The sequence below is a fragment of the Pseudovibrio axinellae genome, from assembly GCF_900110875.1.
Taxonomy (GTDB): Bacteria; Pseudomonadota; Alphaproteobacteria; order Rhizobiales; family Stappiaceae; genus Pseudovibrio; species Pseudovibrio axinellae.
Window position 1 is genome coordinate 15,950 of record NZ_FOFM01000020.1, and the last position, 23,015, is coordinate 38,964.

The window sequence follows — 23,015 nt, forward strand, 5'->3', positions numbered from 1 at the left end:
CAGGGAGTTGCCAAATGGAAACCGGCCTGAAACGACGTCTGGCAAGGTTGCAAAATACCAAAAGTGAGAGATCGCTTTTCATTGCAATGGATCATGGTTTTACCACTGGTCCTCTGCCCGGCTTTGAACACTACCGTCTTGCCCGTAAATGGGCGGGCCACTCGGCGATTGACGGTTTGTTGATGCACAAAGGTGCTCTGAAGGCCTTTACCAATTACGATATGGCTCTTCCCAAGTCTGTTATTTTGCAGGCCAATGGGATGTCAAAACATGCTGCGAACCCCTCTGATAAACCTATGATGGTTGAGGTGGAAGACGCGTTGCGGTTGGGCGCTGATGCTATCAGTGTGGAATTTTCAGCACAGCTGAGCAGCTTTGGCGACAACCTGAAGGACATTTCAGCTCAGATCAATGCAGCGGACCGCATGAACCTGCCGGTTATGGTGATGCTGGGGATTAATCAGGCTCCCAGTGAGAGTGAAGCCTGGGTTAAACTCCACCGGGATGTTACGCGGGCGCTGATTGAAATTGGCGCTTCCATCATAAAACTACGCCAGCCTCCTCATGCGGATGATTGGGAGGCGATGCTGGACGGGCTGCATCAGGACGTTCGTATCGTGATGGCTGGTGGTAGCCGGGATTCTGACGAGACTGTTTTGAAGCGTGCGCGGATTGGCCTGAAGGCTGGAGCCGCAGGCATGTGCATTGGTCGTAACGTATTCCAGAACGGGCAGCCTAACGACTTTATCGATAGTCTGGCTGATGTACTCAACACGGTGGATCCCGCTGAGCAAACTGTCTCCGTTGATATTTTCGATCCGAAGTTCCGCAGTAAAGCGGGAGAGGCGCGGATCAGCAATGAACTTGTTGGAGAGCCGCTATGAACAAATTCACGCCGCTTAGCGAAGAGATCCTGTCCTCTATCAGCGTGATGGAACTGAAGCTTTTGCATCTGGACCCCAGCGTGGGTGCTGGCAACTTTGCTGAAAAAGCGTTGGCCGTGTCGCTTAACCCTGATCAGCCTTGCTTGCTTCAAACTGAGGCTGAAAGTCTGGCCAAAGGGGTTCAGGTTGAGCAATTGTCACTTGCTGAGCTTGTGGACCTTTCCCACCGGTGGGCCAGCTGGTACTGGAAAAAAGGCATTCGGGCGCACGATGTTGTTGCCGTTTACGCCAATGATGGCCTGACACAAATTGTGCATTTTTGTGCTTTGACGTTGATCGGGGCCGTGGCCGCTGTAACAAACGGCGCCATGCCGGGCGATGTGGCCAGCGCTCATTTTCGTCACCTGCGGGTGAGGGGGATTGTTACCTCTGCCAAGCAGAAGGCGGCTTTGGACCCTGCGCTGCGCAATGAGGTTGGTTTTTGTATCGAAATTGCCAAAACGGCAATACCGCGCAAGCCAGAGGAGTTCACCCGGCACCGCCACGATGCAACGGACCCGGTGATGATCACCCACAGTTCTGGTACGACAGGACGCCCCAAGCCGGTGACGCTGGCTCATGGGCAGTGGTTCCACGGTATTCGTGATAACCTTGCCCGGCAAGGCGAGCGCACAGGCGAGCGGCGGCTTTTGTCTTTGCCAGCCTCGCACAACTCCTCCATAGCGTTCATCATACATGCCGTTCTGGATGGCAGTCAGGTGCTGGTTGCCCACACTCAAAGCGGTGATTTTGCCGCCGAGGCCATTGAACGGTTCCAACCCTCTACTGTGGCTGCATTTCCAATCACATACGTTACACTGGCCTTGAGGTATGCGGGAAGTGCTGATTTCAGTTCCGTCCGGTATTGGGTCAACAGCGGGGATGCTGCCCACGAAAAGCACATCCGGCGTTTGGTTGCCCATGGCACAACGCCCCATGATGGCGGTTTGGTGGTTGGGTCAACCTTTGTGGATGGGCTTGGCTCTTCGGAAATGGGACATATCAGTTTCCCGGTCCAGCACACGAAGGAGAGCAGCATATATGGGCGCTGCATTGGAAGGCCGCACCACTGGGTTGATGCTCAGGTCTTTCTGGAGGATGGACACCGGGCAAAAACCAATGAAGTCGGGCGGCTGGGGATCAAGTCTCCCTCCATCACACCGGGGTATTGGAACGATTCTGACCTGACAGCCCGAAGCCGGATTGATGGCTATTTCCTCACAGGTGATCTGGTTTATCGCGATGAGGGCGGGCGGTTTTTCCATGTCGACCGCACGTCTGATGTGATCCGCACCGGGGAAGGGCCGTGTTACAGCCTGCTGAGCGAAGAGCTGCTGATGAAGCTCGACGAGATCGTGGATGACTGCATTCTCTCAAGCATAGATGGCAAGGATGGGATGAGCCTCCCCGTCGCGGTGGTGTGGTCCGAACGCGCAGCAACAATGCTTGCCGACCCGCTTCTGGAAACCTTTAACGAGACTTTGAAGGATCAGAACATGCCGCAGCTTTATGCGGTGGCTGTTGTTGAGAGTGCTGCTATTCCACGAGGTATTACGGGCAAAGTGCTGAAGCGCACCTTGAAAGAAAACATTGCTGAGGCCATCAAAGATCAGGCCAGCGCAAGCTGGCTTCTGGATTTTGAAAAGATTGATAATGACTGACTGGTTTGAATAAAGGAAAATTTTGATGAACACATCTGCCAAAACAAAGCTTGCAGAATTTACTGTAGACGCCAACTGGGCTGGCGACATGATGTCCGGCGGCGGACAGTTGAATGCGCCAGACCTTAACAGCCCGATTTCTGTGCCAACCAAACTGGGTGGACCCGGCAATGCCACCAACCCGGAAGAGCTGCTTGCTGCTGCGTCCTCCAGTTGTGCGCTGATCACAGCCGTTGCCATTTTGCAGTTTCATGGTGTTCCTGCAATGCCGGTGAGCTGCCGTACGACAACTGAGTTTGAGCAAACGCCAAACGGCCCCAAAGCGGTGAGTGTTACTCACAATATTGAGCTGGATTCTGTTCCTGATCAGATTGGACTGGAGAAGCTGGCACAGATGGTTGAGGGCGGCTGCATGGTTTCTCAGGCGATGCGTGGCAACGTTGAGACCAAGGCTCAGGTAAAGATCCGCGAGACCGTCTAGCGACCGCCAACAGTAGTATCAGTTAAGCACCTGGCTCCTTGGCCGGGATAGGGACAGCTATGCCTAATCGCACCTTGCATGATCTGTTTTCTCAGGCCGTATCCAACGGGGCAGACCGAACCGCCCTTATCTGTGATGATGGGCGAGAGATCACCTTTCGCTCGCTCTTGGCACGCGCTGGTGCGATTGCTGGCTGGCTGGATAAAAACGGGGTCGTGCCGGGTGATCGGATTGGCTTGCATTCAGATGTTTCTCCCGAGCTGATCGCAGGCTATCTGGCATGCATGTCGCGGGGGCTGATTGCAGTCCCGCTGGACCCGACTTTCCCAGAAAGCTATCGCCAGCAACTGATACAGCGGGCAGGGACACGGTTCGTTCTGACACATACGCCGGAACTATCCTGTGAGGCTGAATTTGTGCAGGCTGATGCAGGTATGGAAGACGGGCTTCAAACGGGCTTTCAATTTGGCACAGATACGCCGTTTCTCCTGATGTTTACCTCAGGGTCCACCGGTGTGCCCAAAGGGGTTTTGCATAGCCACCAGCAACCAGTAAACCGGCTGGAGTGGATATGGCGACAGTTCCCCTTTCAGCCCACAGACCTTTGCGCAGCCCGCCCAACACCGGGCATAATGCCATCGATCTGGGAGATCTTTGGCGGACTATGTGCAGGCCATACAACGGCATTGATGACGCGAAGTCACCTTCAGAACCCTCAGTCAATGCTGGACTTTCTGGCTCAAACCAGAGCAACCTATGTAACCTTGACACCAGCGCTGCTGCGTCTTGTGCTGGGTGTCCTTGAACAGGGTTACCGACCAGCATTGTCCCTGCGTTTTGTCACAATCGGCGGCGAACGCCTTGCTGATAGTCTGGTGCATCGGTTCCATAAAGCGTTGCCCGGTTGTGATTTGATGGAGGACTACGGCGCAACCGAGGTAAACACGATCGGTTACGGTTTGCGTGAAAAAGATGGCCGCCCGGTATACGCCCCCATCGAGGGGATAAACCTTAAGATCACGGATGACGATCAACGGGAAGTCGGCGTTGGAGCTGAAGGGATGCTCCATGTTTCCGGTAACTCTCTGGCCCTGGGGTATTGGGGTGATCCAGAGCAAAGCGAGGCAACTTTTGGTGGAGCTGGCAACGGGCGCGCTTATAAAACACGGGATCGTGCCCGCTGGCTGCAAGATGGCCGCTTCGAGATGCTTGGCCGTGTTGGCACACTGGTCAAAATCAACGGGTTGAGTGTAGACCTTGTTGAGGTTGAAGCCGCTCTTACCAGCTTTAACGGTGTTATGTCTGCTGCGGCATTAAAGGATGGGGAAGACTGGCCTCGACTGGTTGGTTTCATCACTGGAGATGAAGGGCTTGATACGGCCCGTTTGCAAAAGCAGTTAGGGGAGCTTTTGCCTGCCCACATGGTACCCAGCGAGATCCGCAGGTTGGGCTCTTTACCCCGGCTCACCTCTGGCAAACCGGATCGGGCAGCTCTGGCTTTGATGGCGCAGGAAAGACCGCAGCCCGTACCTCCCCCGGATATGCTGGATGCAGTGGACCGACCAACTTTAAAAACAGTTCTTTCTGAGACCCTTTACAGCATAACAGGCCAGTCACTGAGTGCTGGTGACTGGGATCGGGGTTGGGATCAGCTTGGCCTCAACTCACTAAGTACTGTGGCGTTTGCTCAGGCCCTGACATCGGAACCCAAAATTCCTGGCCCGGTGAGTTTTACTGACTTGTTCGACCACCCCACCGCTGAGCGGCTTTTGGAACACTTGCAAAAACGCACGCCTGAAGCCCCGAAAAGTGCAGAACCAAACATGCCTGAAGGAGGGAGCTCCGCCAAAGAGCAGGTTGCGATCACAGGCATGTCCATCTGCGTACCTGATGCAAACAACCTGCAAGCTTTTTGGAAAATGGTTCGTGATGGTTTGACGGCGACGCCTCGGGTGCCTGTTGAGCGCTGGCAGGATGCCGACCACCATGACGCGCAACTGCGCGGAACATATCTGGATGATGCGTTTGTCCTGAACGCTGCGCTGCATGACCTTTCCCCCGCAGAGGCTGAGGCTGCTGACCCACAGCTGCGTATGGTGCTGAGGCTGGTTCGCACATGCTTGCAGGATGCGGGGCTGGCTCTCCGAGACGTTAAAGGAAAGCGCGTTGGGGTCTTTATGGGTGCCCGTCCCGCCAACTATTTTGCCCTTACCCCTGAAGGGGCTGACCGGCTTGCGCCAGACCTGTTTTTAGGCAGTGATGAGGCGATGATCGCGGGGCGCATTGCTCACAATCTGGACCTGCACGGCCCCGCCGTTGTGGTGAACACAACCTGCTCTTCGTCTTTGGTTGCTTTGCATATGGCACGTAAAGCACTGGAAGATGGTGAATGCGACATGGCCTTTGTTGGTGGGGTCTGCGTGATGTGTGATCCCGATTTCCTTCGCAAAACCAATCGTCTGGGCGTGACCTCCGGGTCCGGTAAATGTCGGCCATTTGATGAGCAGGCGGATGGATTTGTTCCTGCCGAGGGGGCCGGAGTGGTTTTGCTGGAACCCGTTTCAGCCGCGACCACTAGCCATCGGCATATATATGCCAGTCTTCATGGGACTGCACTCAATCACGATGGTTTGTCCAAGTCTTTAACTGCACCAAATGGCGGTGCTCAACGTGCCCTCTTGCAAAGCATTTACGGCAAGGGGCAAGGGCTTGCTGATCGTGTTGCGTATATTGAGGCTCACGGGACAGGTACAGCTCTGGGTGACCCGATTGAGCTTGAGGCCCTGACTGCTGTTTTGGAAGAAACGCGGGAAAACAAGGGTGTGCCGGTGGCACTTGGTTCGGTGAAGGCCAATATCGGGCATTCCAATGCGGCTGCGGGAATTATCAGCCTCATCAAAACAGCGCTGTGCCTCACCCATGAAACCATACCGCCCCTAACCAATTTCTCTGCCCCTAATCCGCACTTTTCAAAGGCGGCATTAACTGCACTGTCTTTTCCAAAAACCGCGCATCAATGGCCTGCGCAACGCCCGCTTGCCGGGGTGAGTTCGTTTGGAATGAGCGGCTGTAACGCGCATTGTATTCTGGAGCGCAGTAGTCAGCCCGAACCTGTAGATTGTCCTCTTTCCGAAGCGGTTGTCGTTTGTGTCTCTGCTCCGGATGAAATGGTTTTGCGGGCGCATTGTGGCCAGTTGGCAGAGTATCTGCAAAGTGAGAACGGCTCGCTGGCGTCCATTGCAGAAGCACTCAACCGCCGCGAGGTTGAAGAGTGCACCGTCTACGTTTCTTGTCGCCGGCCAGAAGAGCTGATCACCCAGTTTTTGAGATTGGCTGATGGGGACGAGCTGCCTCAGCCATTACATCCAGTGGCCTCGCGATTTGCTGGGGTTTTGCCCGTTTCACTGCCAACAAGCGGGGAAGGGGGGCAAGCCTATTTCCTGAAAGGGATGCTGGCGCACAAAGAGCAAAGGTCAGTTTCCCAGCCTGCAGAAAAGCGTGGCCGCACACTAACGGAGATCTGCACTTCGGTTCTTGGGCCGCAGGACTGGTCAGCCCTTCGCGATGAGAGTTTCCGCTCCCTTGGGCTTGATTCAATCAAAGTGCTGGCGTTCCGGGATGCACTGAAAAACGAACTTGATCTGGAGGTCTCAGAATACGACCTTTTGGAGGTGGCTGGCCTTGCTACGCTGGAAAAGCTGTTGCCCATGGGCAGCGGTACTTCAAACCCTCCTTTAGCGGATGCTGGCTTAAACGGTCATGTTGCCCGGATAGCACACGTTCTTCCCACAATACCAACAGACCCGGTTCGTGCGCCGCTGACTGACCTGCAATCGGTTTACCTGACAAGTAAGCTTGTTGGCACCAGTCTGGCTGAACGGGTTGGCGCGTGGAACCTGACTGCCTTTGATGTTTTGGAAAGGCTGGATCTGAACAGGTTTCGGCAGGCGTGGACTAAGATAACCCAGCGCCACCCCATGTTAAGGGCCCGCCTGACCCGCTCTGGACAACAAGAAATTGTGGCACAGGATCAGGCGACGGTGCAGGTTGAAACTCTTGCACCCAACGCAGACATGGAAACCGCGTATAAGCGGATTAAGGAGGCTCTTTTTGCAAAGGCGGCGGATGCCACACGCAGTCCGATGGTTGATGTGTGTTTACTGCGGCAACCCGGGAGGCCTGACAGGCTGCTGCTGGCTATTGAATCTCTCATAGCAGATGCCAAAAGCACGCAGACACTGCTTGAAGAGCTCTGGCAGCTTTATGACAAACCCGACCTGACCCTGAAGCCAATTGCTCTGAGTTTCTTTCAGGCCGATGCCCTGCGCCGCGGCGCACTTTCAACGCAGGACCGGAAAGCAGATCTGTCCTATTGGCAACGCAGGTTAGCGGGGCATGAGGGTGCAAGGCTTCCCTGCGAAACTGGCGGTGAAACGCTGCTTCGCTCCGTTGGTTGGATGCGTTTGGAAAAAACACTTCCTGAAAAGTTGTGCCTGGCTCTGGAAGCTAAAGCAGATTGCGAAAGAGTGCCCGTGACCACGTGTTGCTTGAGCAACTTTCTCAGTTTTCTGGCACAGCACTGTGCACAGGATGGCTTCATTGGGTTGACGGTTAACGACCGCCCTGCATTGCACCCTGATATCGACCGAATTGTCGGGCCTTTCACGACGATGATGCCCTGCACCTTTGCAAAGAACAGGGCCGTTGCACCCACCGTGGTTCATAAGCAACTCGTGGAGGACCTCAGGCACCGGGCGTTTTCTGGAACCGAAGTCCTACGCCATATCAAGTCCTCCCCGCCGCGGATCGCGTTTTCAGGTGTGACGCAAAAGGAGGCGGACCCACGGGCGGCAACCCCGGTGGATGCACTCAGTGTCACCTCCGGGCTGGATCTGCATTGCCATGTGGTCCGCTCTGAAAAAGGTGACTTACATCTGGCGTGGGACGTGAATCTTGCAGAAAAAACCGAAGCCGCCGCACGTGCTGGCTTTGATGAGTTTATCGCCCTCCTTTGGGAGCTTGCCGGAGAGGAACAGCCCGCCCCTCAGTCTGCGCTCCAACCTGCACAGGATCAGCCTTCAGGTGGTCATGCATTGGCGGTCCTGAACGGGGAGACCCGACAAGCGCCTTTAACACGAGCGCAGCGCAGCTATTTTGCTGTAAAGGCGCTACGCCATCAAGGGGATAAAGCAGCCTCCTACGCTTTCCGTGTCTATCCCATAGCATCCAGTGACTATGATCGGGTTGAAGATGCTCTGGCGCAGGTCATCGCCAGTCACGGGGCATTATCTACACTCTTGAGCCCAAGCGGGCAGGTGTTACCGCAACCCTGCGTAGCGCTGGCAGAGGTTGCTCAGCTTCAGCCAAGCCCCATGGAGCCGCGAGACATCTGGTTTCGCCGGATTGAGGGAGAAATGGGCGCTGCAATCAAAGGCGGAGCATGGGCCCCTTTACGGGTTGCAAAAGGGCGCTATGAAGGTGAAGCCTTTGTGTTTTTTGTGTTTGACTGCATCGCATTGGACGCCCCCAGCACACTGGCGCTTCCTGATCACCTGTTTAGTGCACTTGCCAATGTGCCCTCAAACCAGAACAACAAAGAGCAGGCACTGGACTATGCCAGTTGGCAAAACAGCCAAAAGGCAGGAGATCCGGGATACTGGGCAACCAAGCTGGCAGAATTACCCCGGTGGGCCGCAACGGCACCTCGCCAGTCTCCTCCGGGTGAGTATCGTATGCTGCATGCTGGCTTTGAGAACAGCGACAAGCCCTCCCGCATGTCTGTCTTTGTTCTCCAGCAGTTTGCCCGCGCCATAAGACCGCTTGCGGGGCTTGCCGGTGTGCCCGTTCTGACTGTCAATTATGATGACAGAAATGAGCAGCCGGGCTGGGTAGATGCACTTGGCGATTTCACCACGTTTGGTCTTTTGCCTCCGGGCTGCGAAATTCAGTCTGTTGATGCTGTTGCAGCAGAGCTGGAGGCAGACAGGCGTAACAGGCGCGAGGATTGGTTTCCAAGGTTGGCACCTCATGTCACCTCAGAGCGAGCTTTACTTCCTGCGGTCTTTACTGATGTGCTTGGGTCATGGAAACGGCCCAATGTGAACCCGGCTGGTTCAGCTATTTATGCCGGATCGCGAACACTTGGTCCGCAGATTGATTGCTTCATCTATGCCTCGCCGCAAGGGGTTGAGGTGGAATGGTCTTATGACAGCGGTGTGCTGGATACTGCCAGTGTGACCCAAGCCTTTGATGGGTTTGCAAAGGCTGTTCGCTCAGCTTTGCCATCTGCCCCCAAACAAGGGGGACAGGAAGCAAGGAACTGGCTGGAAACTCAGAATAATACGGCAGCACCTTATGACCAGCAATCAACCATGGTTCAGTTTTTTGATGAAGCTGCACGTACCTATCCTGAGCGAAAGGCCCTGATTGATGACAAGGGCAGCATAACGTTTCGTGAGCTGTCAGAGGAGGTCATGCGGCTTGCCCACGCGATGCAAGCTCAGTTTAACATCGCTCCGGGACAGGTTGTTGCTGTGCGCCTTGAGCGTAATCGACATTTGCCTGCGATGCTTCTTGCGATTTTGCGTCTGGGTGCAACCTTTTTGCCTCTCAATACGACTGATCCGGCAACACGGCAAAGCACCATGCTGGAGCGGGCTGATGCGAAACTTCTGGTCTCCGATGCTTTTGTTGAGGGGTTGAAGGCTGAAAAGTCTGTTGAGCTTGCAAACCTGCTCGCCCACCCAAAGCCATCGCATTTTCCAGCGGATCTTTCTCATCCTGATGGATTGGCCTACATCATCTTCACAAGTGGCAGCACAGGAGAACCCAAAGGGGTGATGGTGCGCCACCGCCCTGTCATCAATCTTTTTGAAGACCTGCAAAAGAGGTTTCCCTTAGGCCCTCAGGACAGGGGTATATGGGTCAACGCAGTTGGGTTTGATCTTTCAATCTTCGACATATTCGGCCTGCTCTCAAGAGGAGCCAGTTTGCGCATTGTGAGCGAGGTGGATCGCACGGACCCTGCCCGTATCGCGAAGATGATTGCGCAGGAAGGCATAACCTTCTGGAACTCCGCTCCGGTCTACTTCCAGACGGTCGCCGTTAGGCTGACTTCACCCCGTTTTGGGCAACGGTGCCCTTTGCGTCTGGCGTTTTTAAGTGGTGACTGGGTGCCGCTTGATCTGGCGCGTGAATGCCTTGCTCATTTGCCGGAGATGCGGCTAATCGCGCTGGGAGGAGCAACAGAAGCAGTGGTCTGGTCCAACTACCATGAGGTGAAGGTCGTTCCTGACAATTGGACGAGCATCCCATATGGGCGGCCAATCCAGAATGCCTGTTACTATGTGTTGGATGAGGAGCTGAATCCTTTGATGCCGGGAGAAGATGGTGACCTTTACATCGGCGGGGAATGCCTGAGCGACGGTTACATTAACGCCCCGGACCTGACAGAACGAGCCTTTGTCGACGATCCCTTTAACTCTGGTCTCATGTACCACACGGGCGACCGGGCTCGTTTTATGGACAATGGCGAGATTGAGTTTTTGGGCCGACTTGATGGTCAGGTTAAAATCCGGGGGCATCGCATAGAACTTTCTGAGGTGGAGCGGGCTATGGAAGGCGCAGGTTTTAACTCGCCGATTGTTCTGGCCACAGAAGGGGGACAGGACAAAATCGTCTCCCGTCATCTTGTCGGGTTCCATGTCGGTCCGGGTGTGCCGCATGGATCGGATGATCTGGCCACTTTATTACCTGCTTACATGGTCCCCCAACATCTGGTGCAGGTCTCTCACTATCCAACGACGACCAACGGCAAGCTCGACCGGAAATCACTCCTCGCTCTGGCTCAAAGAGGGAAGCGCTAACCATGATGCTCGATACACCGATACTCTCCCCAGATGGCCTGCGACAGGCCGTTCTTGGTAACGTGGCAGAGCTTCTTAACTGCCCTGTGGAGTCGCTAGATCTTGATCTGGGTCTGGGACATCAGGGTTTCAACTCGTTGCACTATGCCTTGCTTTCCACCTCACTTGGAGATCTTGTTGGGCGGGATATCCGCACCTCTGACCTTCTGGCGGTGAGTTCTTTAAATGAATTACTTGCCTTCGCGCAGGAAGCAGCTCCTTCAAGGCCCGCAATTCCTGTTGAGCCAGAAGCTCTGGTTGAGACTGGGCCTGTCTCAAGCCAGCAGGACACTCAGGAAGACGATATCGCTGTCATCGGGCTTTATTGCCGGATGCCACAGGCGGACGGGCCTGATGCGTTTTGGCAAAATATTGTTAATGGTCGTGATTGCATTACACAGATCCCTGGGGACCGTTGGGACTGGCGCACCTTTTACGGAAATGATCCGGAGCGCAACGAAAGTCAGATCCGGTGGGGTGGGTTCCTTTCTGACATCGATTGTTTTGACCCCACGCGGTTCAACATTTCCCCGCGTGAAGCAAATGCCATGGACCCGCGCCAGCGCTTACTTCTGGAGGGCAGCTGGGGCCTTATGGAAGATGCAGGTTATGCCCCGCAAACAGGAACCTCAGAGAGGGTGGGTGTTTTCCTTGGCGTAACGGGTGATGAGTACGGCTCAATGCTGGCAGCATCCGGCGCAGCTCAGGACCAGCTGACGTTAATAGGGACGGGACGGTCTTTCATCGCCAACCGCGTCAACTATGCCTTCAACTGGTCAGGCCCCAGTGAGGTGATTGATACAACGTGTTCCAGCTCGCTCGTTGCTATCCACCATGCCGTGAATGCGCTCAAGAATGGTGATTGTAATATGGCAGTTGCAGGGGGCATATCTGTCCTGATTGACCCCTTGCCGCACATTGCCCTTTCCAAGGTTGGTGTGCTGGCTGAAGATGGCCGCTGCAAAACATTTGATGATCGGGCGAATGGCTATGTCCGTAGTGAAGGGCTGGGGCTGGTCCTGCTTAAGCCGCTGGCTCAGGCTCTTGAGGATGGTGACAATGTGCAGGCGGTCATAAAGGCCTGCCGCATCAACCATGGCGGGCGCTCTTCTGCCATGACGGCGCCAAACGTTGCGGCCCAAAAGGCGCTGCTGAGTGAAACATTTGTAGAGGTGGACGGTGGAATAGGCGGGCTTGGCTATCACGAGTCCCACGGAACAGGCACGCGCCTTGGGGATCCCATTGAGATCACGGCATACGGGCAGGCCGTAGCTGGACAAATTGCAGATGAGGGGTTGTCGCTACTAGATCAGCACATCTCCGTTGGATCGGTCAAGACCAGCATCGGCCATTGTGAAGCGGCGGCTGGGGTGGCGGGTTTCATCAAGGCGATGCTGGCGCTCAAGCACTCCGTCAAACCGCCACTAGTGCATTTTAAAGACCAAAATACCGAGATTTCAACTGCGGGTACTCCACTCACTTTCGAGAGTTCAGCACGGGAATGGCAAGCCTCAATCGGCCCGCAAGGGTTGCCGCGTGCCCGGTGCGCCAGCCTTAGCGCCTTTGGGTTTGGTGGGGTAAACGCCTGCGCTGTGATTGAGGAGGCTCCTCAGTCAAAACTTGGTAAGCCGATCAGGCTGGCTGGCCCTCAACTTTTCTTGCTCAGTGGACGAACGCCGGAACTGTTGCGCAGCTCAGTACAAGACCTGCTCGACTGGCTGCCCGGTGCAGACGGGCGTGCCGCACGTCTGATCGACATAGCCTTCACGCTTCAACAAGGACGGGTGCATGACAAACACCGTCTAGCAGTCGTGGCTGAAACAGCTGAAGATCTGACCAGACAGCTTTCGGCAGCGCTCATGGCAGGTTTGGGGGACCTGAAACATGATAAACACCAGAATGAGGCTTTGCGCCGGGCTCTTGACGTGAATGATTTGCACGCCGCAGCGAAAGCATGGGAGCAGGGCGGCGCGGTGAACTGGCCTGAATGGGCAAGGCAGCTTTGCCCAGATGGCATTCGGATTTCACTGCCCAAAAGCCAATTCTTGCGCAAACGGTATTGGTTGCCGCAGCTTGAACAGACCAAACGGGACGGGCTTACCGGCTGGGCAGAAGCTGATGACCTGAAAGACAACGGTTTAAGACTACGCTTAACCTCGCGCGATGGATTTTACGCGCAACATGTGATCGCAGGTTCTCTGCTGCTTCCAGGTGCCGGGTTTCTATCGGCCATTGAGTTGGCGTGCCACCGCCACAAAACAACGTATGCGCCTGTCCATCTGGAGGATATCACCTTTCGCCAGCCCTTCAGCTTGAAAGAGGCTCCCGCAGCGGACCTTCTTGTCCTTCTTGAAGACGGCGAAGGGGCTACAAACGTAAGTGTGACGGCAAATGATGAGACGCATTCTCTTTGCACCGCCCGACTGAAAGAGGACGCTATGGCATCCCGCAAAAGTGGACTTGCGGAAGCGCGACGAGCCTATGCGAATGTTACGACCGCAGCCCAACGTGAGAAGATCTTCACAGATCTTGGGATCTCGTATGGTCCGCTCTTTCAAGTGATCACAGATATGTGGTGGTCGGGGGATGAAGCTCTGGCAAGGGTTAGCATACCGGACCTGCCCTCCGCTGAACCCGGTTGCGGAGTTTCCATTCCGCTGTTGGATGGGCTCTTCCAGACCATTTTGCTGCATCAGTCCTTTTCTGCCGGTACTGAAGAAACGCGGGTTCCCTTTAATATAAGCACACTTTGCGTTTACTCGCAGCCCGGCACAAATGGTTACGTTCGTGTGCGTCCGGTTCGTGATGCGAGCGGCCAGAGACAGCGCTATGACGCACTGCTTTATGATAAGGAGGGCGCGCTTTCCATTGAAATGCTTGGCGTGCTTGGTCATCAGATACCCGCGCAAAACCCTGCTTCCGACAAGGGGGAAGTTGTCCCCCTTGTTCCGGCTTGGGCATCTATACAAGCCATAAATTCGAGCACACCGGCGAGAATGGCACTGCTGGATTTGTCTGGCTCTTTTGAACCAGATGCGCTGCTGTCTGGGGGTGAGTTTGTCCAGATCACTGCTGAGCTGAGTGAGGCTGCGGCAACGGACTGGCTGAAAAGCGGTGAGGAAAAACTAACTGTCTTGCTAGGGGCTGGTGGCAGGTATGAGGGCGACTTCCTCAAACAAGCGGCTTTATTCCTCAAAGCATGTTTGTCTCAGCCTGTGCCCAACAGCCGTTCTGTACTGTTTGTTGAGCTTGAACGCAGTCTGAAGGATCAATCTGTCATTGAAGGTCTTGCAGCTCTTGGCAAGGCTGTGGAGCTGGAGAACCCGGCCTTTTCTGTCAAAACCTTGCAAGTAGATCCGTTGGCGGCCCCTCAGCTGAATGCGGTTCTGGCTCCTGTGCATGAGTTGAAACACTCCAACAGCTTTCGATTAATGCCGCGAGGTTTGCAACAAAGAGTGTTGCGCTCAGCAGATCTGACCTCAAAGACTAAAGGGATGGTTGAACCGGAAGGAGGCCTTTATCTGGTAACGGGTGGTTTTGGAGCAATTGGGCGCCATTTCGTGTCTAATCTGGCCAAGGCGGGGGCAACGGTGCTGGCCCTTGGCCGCAGTCCGCAAGCCGAAGAAAACCTGACTCGGGAAGAGGCAACAGCCGAGCGCATTCATTACGCACAGGTGGATTGCTCTCATTATGAATCCCTACAGGCTGCAATTTCAAACGCGCGGATGCAGTTCGGTCCTGTGCGCGGGGTGCTGCATTGTGCCGGGATAACTCCGGGCGGTTTGCTGGTGCGCCGTACCTCTGCAGAAATTGCGATGCAGATTGCCGTCAAACTCGATGCTGTGCGTTACCTTGACGAGATAACAGCAGATGACGCACCAAATCTGTTCGCTGCCTTCTCATCCCTCATTGCGCACTCGGGTATTATTGGATGCAGTGATTATGCTCTGGCAAACAGGGCAATGGAGGCCTATGTCGCACAACGCGCCTCCAGCCGTTCTGGACGCAGTTTTTCAATAGCCTGGTCTGCGTGGCCTGAGGGCGGTATGAGCCTGCGTCCTGAGCAAGAAGGACGGATTCGGCGTGAGGGAATTTTGCCGATACCACCACAAGCTGCCATCGCTGCCGCAGAAGCAGTGTTTGCGACGCCTGATCTTACAACAGCTGTGCTCCCTTACGGACATTCTGATCTCATCATCAAACGTTTTACTGAGAATTTCATGACGCAGGACAGGGGCACTTCCTCTGCCGCGAGAGGAGGTATGCAATGATGGATACTGCCATGGTCCGGCGCCAACAGGCTCTTTTGGTCCACATCAATGCCATGAAAGGGATCACGCCGCTGGTCGGAGGCTATTTGAAAGCCTATGCCTTTAAAGACGAGGACATACAAAGCTCGTGGCAGATTGAGTTGCTGAGTGTAACGATAGAGCGTTCAGTTGATGAAATTGTTGCAGAAGTGCTGGAGCGTTGCGGTCCTGCACCCTCTGCAATCGGCTTCAGCACCTATGTCTGGAATATTAAACTGGTGCAAGGGGCGCTGGAGAAACTTCGAAGCATATTGCCGAAGGAGACAGTTTATATTCTGGGTGGTGTTGAGGCTATGAACCGGGCCGAGGAGCTGATTACTCCGGATGATGAAAATATCTTGATCTGCAATGGTGAGGGTGAAATCACGTTCTGCGAGTTGCTTAACGAAATCAACAAAGACAGCCCGGATTTCACGCGTGTTGGCGGGATTAGTTTTTATCAAAATGGGGAGCTGGTTCATACACCTGACCACAAAAGGATCAAGTCTCTCGATGAAATCCCGTCACCGTTTCTGGCGGGGTATTTTGAGCCTCAGGATATGGCGATTGCGTTGTTGGAGACCAATCGTGGTTGTCCCTATCAATGTTCCTATTGTTTTTGGGGCGGTGCTGTTGGGCAAAAGATCAACAGGATCAGCAAAACGCGCATTGAGCAGGAAATTGAGTATCTGGGGCAAAACAACTGCCGCTCAGTTCTGCTGTGCGATGCCAATTTCGGCATATTCCCCAATGATGTGGAACATGCGAAGCAATTCGTAGCGGCCAAAAAGAAATATGGCTTTCCGATGCGGGTCAGATACTCGTCTGCCAAGAACAACCTGGAACGCTCGCTGGAGATCGCTTCAATTCTGGCTGAGGGCGATGTGCTTACCTGCCAGCCAATCTCCTTGCAAACCCTCTCTCCTGTCGCTTTGAAGAAAGCCAATCGTGATAACATAGATCTTCAGACCTACTTTGGTTTGCAAAAGCGCACCAATGAGCTGGGGATCTCGTCGTTTATTGAGATCATATGGCCATTGCCGGGGGAGACCCTTGCCAGTTTTAAAGATGGTTTGGCGCAACTGTGCCGCCGGGGGGCTCAGGCGTTCGCCGTATATCCGTTACTCTGGCTAAACAATGTCGGGTTTCAGGGGCAGGAGCAGGCTCTTGGTGTTCAAACATGGAAAGATGCTGATGAGTCTGGCTCTGGCCGCAATGTTATCGCGACCAAAGAAGTGCCGTTTGATGATTATCTGGACGGGCTGATGTATGCAGCAGCTTTACAGGTACTGCATGACGCGAGAACATTTGACCACACGCTGAGACTGCTTGATGCCCTTGGGTCCGCGTCGATCAGAAGCGTTTGTGACCTTTTTGTCACCTTCATAGATGCCAAGCAGGGAGTTGGCGGGTTTGCTGCCCTTTGGGAAGAAGGCCGTGACCGGTTTCGGGAAACTCGCTCCAACATCACTTGGCCGGGATCGCTGGTTTTTCATGCACTCCATGAAGACCGGGCTGGATTTGACAGTTTACTGCGCGAGTTCGTTTCTGAAAATCGGGCATTGTTCTCCTTTGCACCCGACGCCCCCGATGGCATTGCTGTGTCTCGCCTGATCGATACAACCCTCGATTTTGACCTTCTGGCCCGGCCTTATGTTTATAACAACACGCCCATGCGCAGCGACATGACGTTGAAACATATGATCGTGAAGAATGTCGGCAAGCGGGCTTATGACGCACAGGGGCCGATTGATATCGAAGCCATTCTTCAGTCCATCCAGAACCAGAATGCAACTGGACAAACCGAACCGCTTGGAGAAAGCAACACGGCTTATCGGTTCGATCATTCGATCAACCAAGGGTTCCTGATGGCATCAAAGTCACGGGAGGACCACTTTGACGAATGTCGTCTCTTTGCCACTGAGATCGGAAACTTCAGCCAGACCTGGCAAACTGCAGAAACATCCAACTCTCTTCCAACCCACGAAACCGAAAGAGCATGACCGATGACACTTGTTCACCAGAATGAAATAGACACCTCATCGCTTCTGCTCTGGCAACAGTCGTCTTTTGCGGAAGTCCGCAGCCGGCTGTCTGACGGAACTGAATTTCCATGTCTTTTTGCGCAGAACGCATTCCGGCGGGAAATCGTCAAGATCTCTTTTGTGGAGACCCTAGATGATGTTGGATTGGAAAAAGCCCGCAGTGATTTGCTCGAATATGTCAAACGCTGTGAACATTGGGACGGCAAGGTGAACTCTGCTGAGCCATTACTGATGATTTTCAACCCGGAGAACGTCTCAAGTGACAGTGTTGAAGATTATCACAAGCTAGGCTGGCAGGTTCTCCAGTATTTCCATGACAACGATGACATGCCCTGGCCCGAAGGCACAGCACAGGCCCCCAATAGTCCGTATTGGTCAATGGCGTTTCACGGGCTCCAGTTGTTTGTGAACATGAGCAGCCCCGCCCACCAAGTGCGCAAAAGCAGAAATCTGGGAGCGGCACTCACGCTTGTTATCAATCCGCGCGAGCGGTTCGACATTGTTGCCGGTGAGACAGAAGAGGGCCGCAGAACCCGCGCGAAAATCCGCCGCCGCGTGGAGGTGTATGATGGCTATTCGCATTGCCCCCAGTTGGGCAGCTATGCAGCAGGCGAGATTGAATGGTGGCAATACGGCATCATTGAAGAGAACAGGGACCGCACAGACCGTTGCCCACTGCACCAGCGTGCCGATGCAAAAGACGAACAGGAACCACACCTTGCTGAAGAGGAGCTTGCATGACCTGCCTTATTCTTATCGACTGGCAAAAAGGCTTCAGGCAACTTGATTACTGGGGCAAACGTAATGGACAGGATGCTGATAAGAACGCAGCTCAACTCCTCAAGGCATGGCGGGATAATGCTGGACAGGTAGTTCATATCCGGCATGACTCTGTTGAAGCTGGGTCACCCTTGCGGCCGGAATTACCTGGAAATGAGTTTGAAAACTTTGCGCAGCCTCTGAGGGAGGAAAAGGTTTACTCCAAGTCCGTGAACTCCGGCTTTATTGGCACAACCTTGAACGAAGATTTGCAGCGCGAAGGCATCCGACGCTTGGTTTTGACAGGAGCAACGACGGACCATTGCGTGAACACCACGGCTCGAATGGCTGGAAACCTTGGCTATAAGGTGATTATAGCCAGCGATGCGTGTTTTACATTTGAGCGAAAAGCTCCGACTGGCGAGCAGCTTGATCCGCAGCTGGTTCACAATGTTCATCTGGCTAGTCTGGATCAAGAATTTGCTCAGGTTTTAAAAACCCAGGACATTCTCCAGACTGAATTCCCACATGTCTATAAGGAAACAGCTTTATGACAGCCTCTGATAATGATCACAGAATTTCCGAAAAATCCAGCACCGGTATGAGCCGCACACTCCGCTATCTGCGAGTCTTTCTGGGCGTGTTTACACTGTTTTTCGGGGTTAACCGTATATTTCATTTTCTGCCGGAACCACCTTGGCCCGTTGATGCACAATCCTTTCTGGCCGCTCTTTATGCCAGCGGTTACATGTCCAGCCTCATCACAATGAGTGACATCTTTGTGGGCGCCTTGCTGATCTTGAATCTTGCAGGCCGAGCCGCCCTGATTATGGCTTTGCCGATCTATCTGCACTCCATGTTGTTTCACGTCTTTCTGGCGCCAGAAACTATGTTGTTCGCGCTTATTGGCTTACTGCTGAATATCGGCCTGATTGTGGGATACTTCCCAGCTTACCGCAGTCTTATGAAACCGCTTTAAAAGCTGTGCCAGCCACCCGTTTGCTCATAAGGTGGCTGGCACGTTTATGCACCAACAGATATTCCTGAGTAGGTGGGACAACATCGCTCTATCTCTCCCAACTCAAATGCCAGGTGGTTTTTAAGAGATGTCACGAAGTGATGCGAGGTAGCCTTATGCGGTGTGTTCTCAGAAGAGACCAACGACAAATTGATGCGGGCTGAACTTTCAAACCGGCGCATACACAACCCGAAGTCCACAAAGTCCATCGCCGTTAGAGGATTGGTGAGCGCTATACCAAGGTTAGCAACCGCCATCCGGCAAGCAGCTTCGCTGGAACACACTTCGATATACGATTTAATTTGGGTCCCCTTTGCAGCAAGAACCATCTCAAAGCGTTTTCTGCATGGATCACTGGCATCTTGAAGGACGAGTTCCTGATCTTGCAGGTCTGCAACCGATATAACAGTTTTTCCTGCTAGAGTATGATCCTGACTGAGTACCAAAACTTGATTGACGCTGGCGATGCACTCGCAAAGCACGCTTGCATCAGAAAGCCCGCGTGATGTTAACCCGAAATCGATTTCACGGGTTTGTGTTGCAGTGAGCATGTCCTGACCTTTCAGAGGTTTAAGGATCAAACGGTCTCGGTTGTTCACCAGCTGCATCCGGCGGACGATCTTGGCAAGAAACCCAAGCGCAATGTCTGGAGTATATCCAATGCGCAAGATGCCTTCTTTCTGAGCGCGGAGATCCTCGGCTGCGGTCTGGATTCGTTCAATTCGGATATAACATTCACTCACCACTGTATTGAGTTCGTACGCTTCGCTGGTCGGGCGTAACCGATTGCCATTGCGTTCAAACAAAACAAGCCCTGTTGCCGCCTCAAATTGCTGAAGGGCGCGGCTGATAGATGGTTGAGAGGTATTGAGAGCATCTGCGGCTCCAGACGTGGTACCAACTTCCATAACTGCCGAGAATGCATCTAGTTGTGTCGTTGTGATCTTCAATCAATCCTCCTTTACAATAGCTCTCAGGTGCCCGGACTGCTGATTGCATCATTTGTTTTTTGGGTACAAAGCAGTAAAAGTCTGGCCCCTTCAGACGTAATAACCGCTCGCACAAAATCCCATTGTTAACGGTTTGACCCTTTCTCACGAGTCTGTCACCGCTCGCGAAAAACTGGCTCATATGATCAAACTGTGCGGTACTGGGGAAGCACATGGAAAGCGAGGAGGTTACAACTTCGCGGATGACACACATGAGCGAAGGTGTTTGAACTGCCCTCTGTAACAGCAACGCCTATTGTGGGCGCCCCTGATGCAATTGCTTTTCCCACTATCAAATTAGCCAGGAGGATCGCATTCATTCATATTTGGCAAGCTTCGGATTTCTATTCGTTCGGATGCGAGTTGAAAATTGTATGGTTTGTAAAGATGCAAACTCTTTGAGTTGAAGTCTTTCCGTCTAAATACTCTAGATAGATGAAAGTTATTAAGTATACATATCTAATGATATATTATAGATAATTATCCTAACTCTGCGTGATTATTGCGAAAGTGTGGGATGAATAATAGTAAAGTGAATGCGCGGTTACACCCTTTGTTGAAAGGTCTTAATTTTTTTGCTTCGGCGGCTAAGTTTGAAAGCTTCAAGAGAGCTGCTGACGAGCTTTGTGTAACAGAAAGTACAGTCTCCAAGCAAATCAGGCAGGCTGAGCAATTTTATGGAAAACAATTGTTCCGCCGCGGTCATCGTTGCGTTCAGTTAACGGAAGACGGCAAGCGGCTCTATGACGTTGTGGACCAATTTCTTTATGATCTTTCCAAAATAATGGAAGATCTGGAAAACTCTGGTGCCACTATCCGGTTAAAATCAGTCCCCACGCTCGGAACGCGCTGGCTTTTGACACGTATTGCAGACTTCAACTCGCGGACGTCATCCATTCAGGTTGAGGTCAGTGTCAGTGGACAACCTGTCAGCTTCTCCAGTGAAGACTATGACTGCGGCCTTATATATGGCGATTGTGAGGATCGGTTTGCGACCAGCATCCCTTTGTTTCAGGAGCGAGCTACCCCGTGCTGTACACCTGATATTGCCGCACAGCTGTTCACCCCTGAAGACCTTTATGGCCAGACGCTTTTGCTGAACACGGCAGACGCTTGGGATTGGAAAAAGTGGTTTCGGGAGATGACACTTGTTTGGATGAACCCACAAAATAAGTATGTGTTTGAGTGTGATGATCAGGCGATTAACGCAGCAATCCATGGGCTGGGAGTGGGACTGGTGGATCCGTTGTTTGTCAGAAATGAGCTTGAGTGTGGGGCTCTCGTGTTGCCATTTGGAAAGAAAAGCACAATTGAATTAAGGGTTTGCAATTTGATCTTCCCAAGGCATCGCGCACAGAGAGAAGGCTTTCGGAGATTTAAAGACTGGATGATTAAAGAAACAATCGATATCAGGTGCTGATCTGGCTCCCCACTCATTCCTGTAATTGTACGTGGTGGGGCAAGGCGCTGTTGCACAATTCGAAATTAGCTTGCAGCTTGCCCAATCCCATGCATCTGATCATGCAGAAACCTTCTCGAACGTGGCACGTCCGAGGGCCGTCATTGTGTTGAGAACGGCGACGCCAAGTTTTGCCTCTGTCCTCTGATTGTTCAACTTTCGTGACCTGAGCGTGGTCCCGATCACCTGCTTAAAGCGGCCCATCAAGGTTTCGCTTCGAGACCTTCGGCCATATCCGGTTTGCTTTTGCCAAGACATCTTGCCGTTCTTTTGAAGGGCAAGAATATCCCGGTCGCGAGCAGTGGGAGCGGTCGCAGCCTGTGGGCCGAGGATAGCTGTTTTGGGAGGTGGAATGATGACCTCAATACCTTCAAAACGGTCTGCTAATTTTTGTCTCACAGGCGTCCCATCATAAGCGCCATCACCGAGAAATGTAGCAACTGTATCTTCGATCTGATCCAACAGATCCGGCACAGCGGTTGGATCGGCAACCGTATCCTCAGTCAGTTCAGAACATACGATTTCGCCGGCATTAAGATCAAGGTGAAGTTTGCGCCAAGTTCTGCGCTTTATCCTGGTTCCATGCTTGGTTTCCTGCCATTCTCCGGCACCAAAGATCTTAACGCCTGTACTATCGATTACCAGCTCTACTGGCTCTGAGTTCATTCGCGGTTTGGGATTTGAAAGTTTCAAGCCATCTGCGCGGCGCGACAGGGTTGAAAAGTCAGGAACCGGTAAAACCAACTCCATCAAATGGAACACAGACCTCACAAACCCTTGAGTCTGCCTCAAAGCAAGACCGAATACGACCCGGATCGACGTTGTTGCAGGGATCGTGATTTGAAGCTAATTTACTGAAGTCCTGCCAACATTTCAGATTTATATGCCTTATAAATTCAACGCCTCACGTCGCCATAAATTTGTCAAACCTCGGTTCCGCGTCACGAACTGGAGCGAATACAACGAAAGTTTGCGCCGCCGTGGAGATGTCACAGTTTGGATCAGTGATGCTGTTGCCCATCAGTGGGCAGCAGATCGGCGAACCACGCGGGGCGGACAGGCAAAATATTCTTCACTTGCCATTGAGACTTGCCTGACTGTGCGTGTGGTCTTTGGCCTTGCCCTGCGCCAGACGCAGGGATTTATGCGCTCACTGCTGCAGCTTATGAAGCTGGATCTGGTGGTACCCGATTTTTCAACGCTGTCGCGCCGGGCTGGCAAGCTGGATTTTGAACAGCTAAAGCAGCAGGCTAAATCTGAGCCGGTTCACCTTGTGGTCGACAGCACCGGATTGAAAGTATTCGGGGCCGGAGAGTGGCAGGAAAACAAGCACGGAACGGCAGTCAAGCGCCGATCATGGTGCAAGCTGCACCTGGGTATGAATCTGGACACTGGCGAAATTCTGTGTTCTGACTTGACTGAGGAGCGCGCTGCTGATCCCACGGTGTTGCCGGATCTGCTGGACCAGATCGAGGGGGTGGTTGCTA

Annotated in this window: 13 protein-coding genes; 11 read left to right on the top strand and 2 right to left on the bottom strand. The window is 53.3% G+C overall.

Going from position 1 to position 23,015, the window contains the following annotated elements:
• The first annotated feature begins 14 nt into the window (after positions 1-14).
• From BMZ51_RS21685 to BMZ51_RS21725, 9 genes are read left to right on the top strand one after another with little or no spacing between them, the layout of a single operon-like run.
• A complete protein-coding gene (locus BMZ51_RS21685; RefSeq protein ID WP_068010137.1) occupies positions 15-884 on the top strand; it encodes a class I fructose-bisphosphate aldolase in 870 nt (289 codons plus the stop codon).
• On the top strand, positions 881-2,584 hold the full coding sequence (locus tag BMZ51_RS21690) for a class I adenylate-forming enzyme family protein (RefSeq protein ID WP_068010139.1): 1,704 nt from the start codon (positions 881-883) through the stop codon (positions 2,582-2,584). The genes BMZ51_RS21685 and BMZ51_RS21690 overlap by 4 nt, the downstream gene beginning before the upstream one ends.
• A gap of 25 nt (positions 2,585-2,609) precedes the next feature.
• Positions 2,610-3,065, top strand: a complete 456-nt coding sequence (locus BMZ51_RS21695) for an OsmC family protein (protein WP_068010141.1) — start codon at positions 2,610-2,612, stop codon at positions 3,063-3,065.
• Positions 3,066-3,124: 59 nt separating this feature from the next.
• Entirely contained in the window at positions 3,125-10,930 is a 7,806-nt protein-coding gene (locus BMZ51_RS21700; protein WP_068010148.1) for a non-ribosomal peptide synthetase, read from the top strand.
• Positions 10,931-10,932: 2 nt separating this feature from the next.
• Positions 10,933-15,240 (top strand): SDR family NAD(P)-dependent oxidoreductase, encoded by a 4,308-nt coding sequence (locus tag BMZ51_RS21705; protein ID WP_068010150.1) that lies wholly within the window; start codon positions 10,933-10,935, stop codon positions 15,238-15,240.
• Positions 15,237-17,261 carry a radical SAM protein gene (locus BMZ51_RS21710; protein ID WP_068010152.1) on the top strand — a complete coding sequence of 675 codons (2,025 nt, stop codon included), beginning with the start codon at positions 15,237-15,239 and terminating at the stop codon, positions 17,259-17,261. Before BMZ51_RS21705 ends, BMZ51_RS21710 begins: the two co-directional genes overlap by 4 nt.
• A 3-nt stretch (positions 17,262-17,264) precedes the next feature.
• Complete coding sequence (locus BMZ51_RS21715) at positions 17,265-18,044, top strand: YqcI/YcgG family protein (RefSeq protein WP_068010154.1); 780 nt, start codon at positions 17,265-17,267, stop codon at positions 18,042-18,044.
• Positions 18,041-18,616, top strand: coding sequence for a cysteine hydrolase family protein (locus tag BMZ51_RS21720; RefSeq protein WP_068010157.1), 576 nt, complete (start codon positions 18,041-18,043; stop codon positions 18,614-18,616). Before BMZ51_RS21715 ends, BMZ51_RS21720 begins: the two co-directional genes overlap by 4 nt.
• Entirely contained in the window at positions 18,613-19,041 is a 429-nt protein-coding gene (locus BMZ51_RS21725) for a hypothetical protein (protein WP_068010160.1), read from the top strand. Before BMZ51_RS21720 ends, BMZ51_RS21725 begins: the two co-directional genes overlap by 4 nt.
• Positions 19,042-19,085: 44 nt before the next feature.
• On the opposite strand, the gene BMZ51_RS21730 is transcribed toward BMZ51_RS21725, so the two are convergent.
• The gene (locus tag BMZ51_RS21730) at positions 19,086-20,030 is read right to left on the bottom strand and encodes a LysR substrate-binding domain-containing protein (RefSeq protein WP_068010162.1); all 945 of its coding nucleotides are present in this window, start codon (positions 20,028-20,030) and stop codon (positions 19,086-19,088) included.
• A 556-nt stretch (positions 20,031-20,586) separates the two neighbouring features.
• Between BMZ51_RS21730 and BMZ51_RS21735 the strand changes: the two genes are divergently transcribed.
• Positions 20,587-21,489: a LysR substrate-binding domain-containing protein gene (locus BMZ51_RS21735; protein WP_068010164.1), complete on the top strand. Its 903-nt coding sequence runs from the start codon at positions 20,587-20,589 to the stop codon at positions 21,487-21,489.
• 99 nt (positions 21,490-21,588) lie between these two features.
• On the opposite strand, the gene BMZ51_RS21740 is transcribed toward BMZ51_RS21735, so the two are convergent.
• Positions 21,589-22,368: an IS5 family transposase gene (locus BMZ51_RS21740; protein ID WP_139201450.1), complete on the bottom strand. Its 780-nt coding sequence runs from the start codon at positions 22,366-22,368 to the stop codon at positions 21,589-21,591.
• Positions 22,369-22,411: 43 nt separating this feature from the next.
• Here BMZ51_RS21740 and BMZ51_RS21745 point away from each other — a divergent pair.
• A partial coding sequence (locus BMZ51_RS21745) for an IS5 family transposase (RefSeq protein WP_139201451.1) occupies positions 22,412-23,015 on the top strand: 604 nt, incomplete at its 3' end.

What these genes read in the sequence shown, in the direction of transcription:
- BMZ51_RS21695 (WP_068010141.1), top strand. Translation starts at nt 2,610, where the DNA reads ATGAACACATCTGCCAAAACAAAGCTTGCAGAATTTACTGTAGACGCC.
- BMZ51_RS21715 (WP_068010154.1), top strand. Translation starts at nt 17,265, where the DNA reads ATGACACTTGTTCACCAGAATGAAATAGACACCTCATCGCTTCTGCTC.
- BMZ51_RS21720 (WP_068010157.1), top strand. Translation starts at nt 18,041, where the DNA reads ATGACCTGCCTTATTCTTATCGACTGGCAAAAAGGCTTCAGGCAACTT.
- BMZ51_RS21735 (WP_068010164.1), top strand. Translation starts at nt 20,587, where the DNA reads ATGAATAATAGTAAAGTGAATGCGCGGTTACACCCTTTGTTGAAAGGT.
- BMZ51_RS21700 (WP_068010148.1), top strand. Translation starts at nt 3,125, where the DNA reads ATGCCTAATCGCACCTTGCATGATCTGTTTTCTCAGGCCGTATCCAAC.
- BMZ51_RS21705 (WP_068010150.1), top strand. Translation starts at nt 10,933, where the DNA reads ATGATGCTCGATACACCGATACTCTCCCCAGATGGCCTGCGACAGGCC.
- BMZ51_RS21725 (WP_068010160.1), top strand. Translation starts at nt 18,613, where the DNA reads ATGACAGCCTCTGATAATGATCACAGAATTTCCGAAAAATCCAGCACC.
- BMZ51_RS21690 (WP_068010139.1), top strand. Translation starts at nt 881, where the DNA reads ATGAACAAATTCACGCCGCTTAGCGAAGAGATCCTGTCCTCTATCAGC.
- BMZ51_RS21685 (WP_068010137.1), top strand. Translation starts at nt 15, where the DNA reads ATGGAAACCGGCCTGAAACGACGTCTGGCAAGGTTGCAAAATACCAAA.
- BMZ51_RS21710 (WP_068010152.1), top strand. Translation starts at nt 15,237, where the DNA reads ATGATGGATACTGCCATGGTCCGGCGCCAACAGGCTCTTTTGGTCCAC.